Genomic DNA, 9,386 nt, shown 5'->3' with positions numbered 1-9,386 from the left:
CGCGGCTTCCGCATCGAACTCGGCGAGATCGACACCGTCCTCACCACCACACCAGGCATCCAGCGCACCGTCACCGTCATCCGCGAGGACCGGCCGGGGAGCCGCAGGCTCGTGGCGTACGCGGTCCCCGCGGCGGGTGCGTCCTTCGATCCGGACGCGCTGCGGGCGCACGCCACGACTCAGCTGCCCGAGTACATGGTGCCGAGCGTCTTCATGGAGATCCCCGCGATCCCCCTCTCCCCCAACGGCAAGCTCGACCGCCGCGCGCTCCCCGCACCGCCGGAGCCCCGGGTCACCGCACCCGCCCCGGTCGTGGCGCCCGTCGCGGGACCGGTGTCCGGCGAGGGTCCGGCGGAGCTGCTGGCCCGGCTGATGGCCGAGGTCCTCGGGCTGCCCGCGGTGGGTCCTGAGGACAACTTCTTCGAGCTGGGCGGCGACAGCATCGTCTCCATCCGGTTCGTGAGCCGGGCCCGCAAGGCGGGGCTCAAGGTGACGGCCCGCCAGGTGTTCCAGCACCCGACGCCCGCCGGGCTGGCCGCCGTCGCCGCGCCGACGGCGGACGCCACGGTCGCCGTGCGCCCCGCCGAGCAGGGGGTGGGGCCGCTCGTCCTGCCTCCGGTGGCACGGTGGTTCGCCGAGCGCGGCGGCCCGTTCCGCCGGTTCTGCCAGGCCCGTCTGGTCCTGGTGCCCGCCGGGGTCCGGCGCTCCGATCTCGTGACCGCTCTTCAGGCGGTGCTCGACCTCCACGACGGGCTCCGGCAGGTGCTGACCGTGTCGCGGCCCGGAGTGTGGAGCGCGGAGGTGGCCCCGGCCGGTTCCGTGCCGGCCGCCTCGGTGCTGCGTACCGTCGACGCGTCCGGGCTCACCACCGGGGCGCTGCGGGAGCTGGTCGGCCGCGTGTCGGACGGCGCCGCCGGCGAGCTGGACCCGGAGTCCGGGGCCACCGTGCGGGCCGTGCACCTCGACGCCGGGCCCGGTGAACCGGGCAGGCTGCTGCTCGTCGCCCACCACCTGGTGGTGGACGAGGTGTCCTGGCAGATCCTGCTGCCGGACCTGCGGGCGGCCTGGGAGGCCGCGTCGGCAGGGAAGGCGCCCGCGCTCGAACCCGTGCCGACCGCGCTGCGCACCTGGACGGCGGGGCTGCTCTCCGAGGCGCACGGCGGGCGGCGGGCGGCCGAGTTGGACCGGTGGCTGGAGGCGGCGGCGCCGGGGGCGCGGCTGCTGACCGATCGGCCCCTGGACCCGGCGCGGGACACGGTGGCGACGGCCAGGCGGCTGACCGTCCGGCTTTCGGCCGAACGGACCGAGCCGCTCCTGTCGTCGGTGCCGCAGGCCTTCCACGGCACGGTCAACGACACGCTGCTCACCGCGCTCGCGCTGGCCGTGGGTGACTGGGCGGCGCGGGCGGGGCGCCCGGCGGACGGGCTGACCGTGGATCTGGAGGGGCACGGGCGGGAGCAGGATCTCGTGCCCGGCGCCGATCTGACGCGGACGGTCGGCTGGCTGACCAGCGTCTACCCGCTGCGGCTCACCGCCGACGGTTACGACCCGGCCGCCGTCGCCGCCGGGGCGCAGGACGCGGGGGCGGCCCTGAAGGAGATCAAGGAGCGGGTCCGGGGCGTTCCGGACGGCGGGATCGGTGCGGGGCTGCTGCGGTACGCGAACGCGGCCACGGCAGGGCTGTTCGAGCGGGGGGCCGGCCCCGAGATCCTGTGGAATTACCTCGGCCGGCAGACCGCGCGGACCCAGTCCGTGTGGGGTCCGGCGGCGGAGGCCGACGCGCTCGCCGTACGGCCGGATCCGGACATGCCGCTCTCCCATCCGCTGGCGGTCGACGCGGAGGTCGAGAACGGCCCGGACGGTCCCGAGCTCGCCGCCACCTTCGTCTGGGCGGGCGGGGCCGTCTCCCAGAACACCGTGGGCGAGCTGACGGACGGCTGGCTCGCCGCCCTCGACCTGCTCGCCGCCTGGGCGGCCGGCGGTTCGTCCGCCGGTCACACGCCGTCCGACCTCGACCTGCTCGACCTCGACCAGAACCAGATCACCATGCTCGAAGAGATGTGGAGGGCCCAGCAGTGACGCAGGCTCGTATCGAGGACATGCTGCCGCTGTCCCCCCTGCAGCAGGGCATGCTGTTTCACTCCGTCTACGACGGTGAGGGCGCCGACGTGTACACCGTGCAGGTGTCGGTCGGTCTGGCCGGGCCGGTGGACGCGGGGCGCCTGGAGCGGGCGGCGGTGGCGCTGCTGCGCCGGCACCCCAACCTGCGGGCCGGTTTCTGGCACGAGGGGGTTCCCCAGCCGGTGCAGTTCGTGCCGGCGGAGGTGACGTTCGGGGTCGAGCGGGTCGATCTGTCGGAGCCGGGGGCGAGGGGCGCCGACGGCGCGCCGCTGACGGGCGCCTCGGCCGGGGAGCGGCTCGCCGGGCTGCGGCGGGCCGAGCTGGCGCGGCGGTTCGCGCTGCACCGGCCGCCGCTGCTGCGGCTGGTCCTCGCTCGCCTGGCCGACGAGGACCACCGGCTGGTGATCACGGTCCATCACATCCTGGTCGACGGCTGGTCGATGCCGCTGCTCGTGGGTGACCTGCTCGCGCTGTACGCGGCCGACGGGGACGCTTCGGGACTTCCGGCGGTACGCCCGTACCGCGCGTACCTGAAGTGGCTGAAGGAGCAGGACACGCCGGCGGCGGAGGCGGCCTGGCGGTCGGCGCTCTCCGGGGTCGAGGAGGCATCGCTGGTCGCGGCGCCGGACCCGGCGCGGGCGCCGGTGCGGCCGGGGGTGCACGCCCTGGAGCTGTCGGCGGCCGCCACGGACCGGCTGACGGCGGCGGCGCGGCGGCTCGGTACGACGCCGAGCACGCTGATCCAGTGCGCGTGGGGGCTGCTGCTCGGCGGTCTGACGGGGCGCCGGGACGTGGTGTTCGGTCTGACGGTGTCGGGCCGTCCGGACGAGATACCGGGGGTCGAGTCGATGCTCGGCCTGTTCATCACGACGGTTCCGGTGCGGCTCGCCACCCGGCCCGAGGAGTCCGTGGAGGGGCTGGTCCGCCGCTTCCGTGACGAGCAGAACGCCCTCCTCGCCCACCACCACCTGGGGCTGCGGCTGATCCAGGGGCAGGCCGGCGGCGGCGAGCTGTTCGACACGCTCGTCGTGATCGAGAACTACCCGGTGGACCCGTCGGCGCGCGAGACGGTCGCGGCCGGGGTGCGCGTGACGGGTGTCGAGGCGGAGGACGCCACGCACTACCCGCTGACCCTCGCGGTGTCGCTGGACGAGCGGGCGGAGCTGCGGCTCGAGTACCGGCCGGACGTGTTCGACGCACGGGCGGCGGGGCTCGTCGCGGACCGGCTCGCGCACGTTCTGGACCGGATCGCGGCCGAGCCCGGTACGGCGGTCGGCGCGCTCGAACTGCTGCCGGCCGCGGAGCTGGAGCGGGTCCGGAGCAGCTGGCCGGGGACGGTCCGGGACGTGCCCGGTGGCACGGTGGCGGATGTGTTCACCGAGCGGGCGGCGCGGACGCCGGAGGCGACGGCGGTGGTCTGCGGGGAGTCCTCGCTGACCTTCGCCGAGCTCGACGGGCGGGCCGCGCGGCTCGCGGGGCTCCTCGCGGCGCGCGGGGTGGGGCCGGAGTCCGTGGTGGCGCTCGCCGTGCCGCGTTCGGCGGAGACGGTGGTGGCGATCCTGGCCGTGCTCAAGGCGGGAGGCGCCTATCTGCCGCTGGACCTGGACTACCCGGCGGACCGGCTGGGTCTGATGATCGAGGACGCGGATCCGGCGTTCGTGCTCACCACCGCACGGGCGGTGCCGCTGCTGCCGCCGGCCGGGGACGGTCCGGAGCGGATCGTGCTCGACGCCCCGGAGACGGCCGCCGCGCTCGGCGCCTTCCCGGCGGAGTTCGCGGCGCCCGGGATCGCGGACGGGCACCCGGCGTACGTCATCTACACCTCGGGTTCGACCGGGCGCCCCAAGGGCGTGGTCCTCACCCACGGCGGTCTGTCCAACCTGTACGCCAACCACGTCGCCGAGGTCTTCGGCCCCGTGGTCGACGCGACCGGCGGACGGACCCTGCGGGCGCTGCACACGGCCTCGTTCAGCTTCGACACCTCGTGGGAGCAGCTGTTCTGGCTGGTGGCCGGGCACGAGCTGCACGTGCTCGACGAGGTGGGCCGCAGGGATGCCGAGTTCGTCGTCGGGTATGTGCGGGAGCACCGGGTGGACACGATGGACGTCACCCCGACGTACGCGCTCGGGCTGCTCGACTGGGGTCTGCTCGATCCGGCCCGGCACCGTCCGGCGCTGCTGCTGCTCGGCGGCGAGGCGGTGCCCGAGGCGCTGTGGTCCGCGGTGCGGGCGGCGAGCGGGGTCATGTCGGTGAACCTCTACGGCCCGACCGAGTACACGGTGGACGCGCTCGCGGCCGACCTGGCCGACAGCGCCACCCCGGTGGTGGGGCGGCCGATCGGCAACACGCGCGCGTACCTCCTGGACGCGGCGCTGCGGCCGGTGCCCGCCGGAACGACGGGCGAGCTGTACCTCGCGGGGCACGGCACGGCGCGCGGCTATCTGGGCCGGTTCGCGCTGACCGCCGAGCGGTTCGTGGCCGACCCGTTCGGGCCGCCGGGGACGCGGATGTACCGCACGGGCGACCTGGCGCGGCTGCGGGCGGACGGCGAGCTGGAGTATCTGGGCCGTGCCGACGACCAGGTGAAGATCCGCGGTTTCCGGATCGAGCCGGGTGAGGTGGAGTCGGCGCTCGCGGCGGTGGCCGGGGTCGACGCGGCGGCGGTCGTGGTCCGCGAGGACACGCCCGGAGTGAAGCGGCTCGTCGGCTATGTGACCGGTTCCGCGGAGCCGGCCGCGGTCCGCGCGGAGCTGGCCGGGGTACTGCCCGACTACATGGTTCCGGCCGCGGTGGTGGTGCTCGACGCGCTGCCGTTCAACGTGAACGGCAAGCTGGACCGGGCCGCGCTGCCCGCGCCCGTCCTCGGCGCCACGCCCGCGTCACGGGCCCCGAGCGGGGAGCGGGAGGAGGCCCTGTGCCGGGTGTTCACCGAGGTGCTCGGGCTGCGCTCGGTCGGGGTGGACGACGACTTCTTCGCCCTGGGCGGCGACAGCATCGTGTCGATCCGGCTGGTGACGCGGGCCCGCAAGGAGGGCCTGGTCCTCACCCCGCGCGATGTGTTCGAGCAGCGGACGGTGGCGGGGCTCGCGGTCGCGGCGCGCACGCCGGAGGAGCAGGCGTCGGCGCGGACCGTCGCGGACGCGGACGGGCCGCTGGTGGAGCTGGACGAGGCCGGGCGTGCGCTCCTCGGCCGGGTGTTCCCGGGGGCCGGGGAGGTGCTGCCGCTGGCGCCGCTCCAGGAGGGGCTGTACTTCCACGCGCAGTACGACGACCGCGCGCTCGACGTGTATCTGATGCAGAACTTCGTGGAGCTGCGGCACGCGGTGGACACGGCCGCGCTGCGCGCCGCGTTCGACGCGATGCTGCGGCGGCACCCGAACCTGCGCTCGGCGTTCTGGCACGAGGGCCTGGCGGGTCCGGTGCAGGTGGTGCCCGCCGCGTGGGAGCTGCCCTGGGACGTAAGGGATCTGACGGATCTGGACCGGGCGGGTCAGGACGAGGCGCAGCGGGCGTTCTCGCTGGAGGACGCGGCGACGCGGTTCGACCTGTCGGCGCCGCCGCTGATGCGGGTGACCCTGCTGAAGTGCGCCGAGGACCGGTGGATGCTCTGTGTGACGCAGCACCACATCCTCACCGACGGCTGGTCGGAGTCGCTCTTCTTCGAGGAGCTGTTCCAGCTGTACGGGGCGGGCGGTCGCGCCGAGGTGCTGCCGCCGGTCACTCCGTACCGCGCGTATCTGCGGTGGCTCGCCGGCACGGACACGGAGGCGGCGCTGACCGCCTGGCGGAACCATCTGTCGGGCCTGGACCAGGCGACGCTGGTGGCGCCGGCGGATCCGGCGCGTCAGCCGGTGACCGCCGAGGTCGTGGACATCGCGCTCGGCGAGGAGACCAGCGACCGGCTGCGGGCGTTCGCCCGGGGCTGCGGCGTCACCCTGAACACGGTGCTCTCGGCGGCGTGGGCGCTGTCCCTGTCCGGGATGACCGGGCGGGACGACGTGGTGTTCGGCGCGACGGTCTCGGGGCGTCCGGCGGAGGTGCCGGGGGTCGACCAGATGATCGGCATGTTCATGAACACGCTGCCGTTCCGGGTGACGCTGCGTCCCTCGGAGACGCTGCGCGAGCTGCTGGTCCGGACGCAGGGCGAGCACGCGGAGCTGCTGCCCCATCACTACCTGGGCCTGGGCCGGATCCAGCAGGCCGCCGGGGTCGGGCAGCTCTTCGACACGCTGTACGTGTTCCGGAACACGCCCCTGGACGACACGGCCCGCGAGGAGGCCGTGGAGCGGCACCAGATCGGCTGGACGCACAGCGTGGACGGCACGCATTATCCGCTGACCCTCGCCGTCACGCCCGACCGCTCGCTCGAACTCAGCCTGGCCTACCGTCCCGACCTGTACGACCGGGGGACGGCGGAGGAGCTGGCGGGCCGGCTGCGGCTGCTCGTCGAGCAGTTCGCGGCGGGCGGCGCGACGCCGGTCGGCCGGCTGCGCACCCTGGAGAGCGCCGAGCGCGCCGGGCTCCTCGCGCTCGGCGACGACACGGGGCACGCGCTGCCGGACGTGTCGTTCATCGAGCTGTTCGCCGAGCAGGCCGCGCTGGCTCCGGACGCCACGGCGCTCGTCTTCGGGGACGAGCGGCTGAGCTACGCGGAGCTGGACGAGCGGGCGAACCGGCTGGCCCGCGCGCTGCTCGGGCGTGGCGCCGGCCCGGAGCGGACGGTGGCCCTGGGGCTGCCGCGCTCGGCGGAGTTCGTGGTCGCGCTGTTCGCGGTGCTCAAGGCGGGGGCGGCGTATCTGCCGCTCGACCTGGACCACCCGGTGGACCGGCTGGCCGCGATGGTCGAGGACGCGGGCCCGCTGTGCCTGGTCACGAGTTCGGCCGTGTCGGGGCGCGTGCCGGTGGTGGCGGGCGTGCCGCCGCTGGTCCTCGACGACCCGGCGACGGTCGCGGAGCTGGCCTCGCTGCCGGGCGGGCCGGTGGCGGAGGAGGAGCTGTCGGCTCCGCGCGACGGCCGGCATCCGGCGTACCTGATCTACACCTCGGGTTCGACGGGCCGCCCCAAGGGGGTGGTCGTGCCGGGCTCGGGTCTGGTCAACATGCTGCTGAACCACCGGGAGCGGATCTTCGAGCCCGCGGTGAAGCTGGCGGGCGGGCGCCGGATGCGGGTCGCGCACACCGTGTCGTTCGCGTTCGACATGTCGTGGGAGGAGTTCTTCTGGCTGGTCGACGGGCACGAGGTGCACGTCATCGGCGAGGAGCTGCGGCTCGACCCGGCGGCGCTGACCGCGCACTACGACCGGGTCGGCATCGACGTCGTCAACGTCACCCCCTCGTACGGTCAGCAGCTGGTCGACGCGGGCCTTCTGGACGAGGGGCGGCACCGTCCCGCGCTGGTGCTGCTCGGCGGCGAGGCGGTGCCCGACTCGCTGTGGTCGCTGATCGCGGAGACCGAGGGCACGATGGGCTACAACCTGTACGGGCCCACGGAGTACACGATCAACGCCCTCGGGGCCGACGTCGGCGGCAGTGCCACCTCCTGCGTGGGCAGGCCGATCCACAACACCCGGGCGTACGTGCTCGACGGCGCGCTGCGGCCGGTGCCGCGCGGGGTGCCGGGCGAGCTGTACCTCGCGGGTGCGGGTCTCGCGCGCGGCTACTTCGGGCGGCCGGCGCTGACGGCGGAGCGGTTCGTCGCCGATCCGTTCGGCGCGCCGGGCACGCTGATGTACCGCACCGGCGACCTCGTGCGCTGGCGCGAGGACGACGGGATCGACTACCTGGGCCGGGCGGACCACCAGGTCAAGATCCGTGGATTCCGGATCGAGCTGGGCGAGATCGAGTCGGCGCTCGCCGCCGCGCCCGAGGTGGCAGCCGCCGCGGTGGTCGTGCACACGGGAGCGAACGGGGTGAAGCGGCTCGTGGCGTACACGGTGCCGGCCTCGGAGGCGGACCGTACGGACCCGGAGGCCGTCACGGCCGCGCTGCGGACCCGACTGGCCACGACCCTGCCGGAGTTCATGGTCCCGTCGGCGTTCGTCGAGCTGCCCGCGCTGCCCCTGACCGTGAACGGAAAGGTGGACCGTGTCGCGCTGCCCGCCCCGGTGTTCGCGGACGCGGGCGTCGGGCGGCCGCCGAAGGACGCCCGCGAGGAGCTGCTGTGCGGGATCTTCGCGGAGGTGCTCGGCCTGGAGCGGGTCGGCGTCGAGGACAACTTCTTCGAGCTGGGCGGGCACTCGCTGCTCGCGATGCGGCTCGTCGGCCGCATCCGCGACGAGCTGGGCGTCCCCGTCCAGGTGGGCACGGTCATGTCGGCGCCGACGGTCGCGGACGTGGCGGCCCGGATCGGGTCGGACTCGCGCCGCGACGCGCTGCGGGTGCTGCTCCCGCTGCGGGAGCGGGGCTCCAGGGCACCCCTGTTCTGCTTCCACCCGGCCTCCGGGTTCAGCTGGCAGTACACGGGCCTGCTGCGTCATCTCGACGCGGACCGGCCGGTGTACGGCGTCCAGTCCCCCGGTCTCGCCGGGGAGCTGCCGGACGCGGCGGACGTCGCGGAGCTGTGCGAGCGGTACCTGACGGAGATCCGCGGGGTGCAGCCCCGGGGGCCGTACCACTTCGCCGGGTACTCCTTCGGCGGGACGGTGGCGCACACCCTCGCGGCGATGCTCCAGGAGCGTGGTGAGGAGGTCGCGTTCCTCGCGCTCCTCGACGCCTACCCGCCGGAGCGGGACGACTGGTCGTACCTCGACGGTCCGGAGTGGCGCGAGCGGCTCGAACAGGAGGAGAACGGCTTCCTGCTCTCCGTGGCGGGACTCGGCACGGAGGCCGGCGGGCGGGGGGCCGTCTCCCGCGAGGAGGCCGTGGCCGCGATCCGGGACAGCCAGGGCCTGCTCGCCGGCTTCGACGACGCACTGCTGCACGCGGTCGTGGAGACCAACGTGCACTGTGTACGGCTCCTCTCCCGCAGCCGCACCCGGCGCTTCCGCGGCGACGTCCTGTTCTTCACGGCCGCGCGGACGACTCCGGCCGGGGAGACGCCGGGGCTGGTGTGGCCCGCGTACGTGGACGGGGTCCTCACCGAGCACGTCCTCGACCGCGGTCATGACGAGCTGATGGCGCCGGAGGCTCTGCAGGAGATCGGTCCGCTCCTGGACGGGGCGCTGCGGGCAGTGACGGACGGCCCGTCACCTCGGGTGTGACGGAGGCCCGTTCGGAACTCCGAAGCCGGCGGCGGCCCGTGGGCCGCCGCCCCGGCAAGCCCATGG

2 protein-coding genes are annotated in these 9,386 nt (G+C 74.8%); both read left to right on the top strand.

Translation table 11 applies throughout. The features are described from left to right. The coding region (locus ACFQ79_RS02365) for a condensation domain-containing protein (RefSeq protein WP_383578942.1) at positions 1 to 2,079 on the top strand (2,079 nt) is incomplete at its 5' end. Positions 2,080 to 2,099: 20 nt separating this feature from the next. Next, positions 2,100 to 9,320: an amino acid adenylation domain-containing protein gene (locus ACFQ79_RS02360; RefSeq protein WP_383578949.1), complete on the top strand. Its 7,221-nt coding sequence runs from the start codon at positions 2,100 to 2,102 to the stop codon at positions 9,318 to 9,320. Positions 9,321 to 9,386 lie beyond the last annotated feature (66 nt).

It is taken from the genome of Streptomyces sp. NPDC056480 (assembly GCF_042795405.1).
GTDB lineage: Bacteria > Actinomycetota > Actinomycetes > Streptomycetales > Streptomycetaceae > Streptomyces.
Note: the sequence above shows the minus strand (reverse complement) of the source record. Positions and strands in the feature narration are given on the sequence as shown.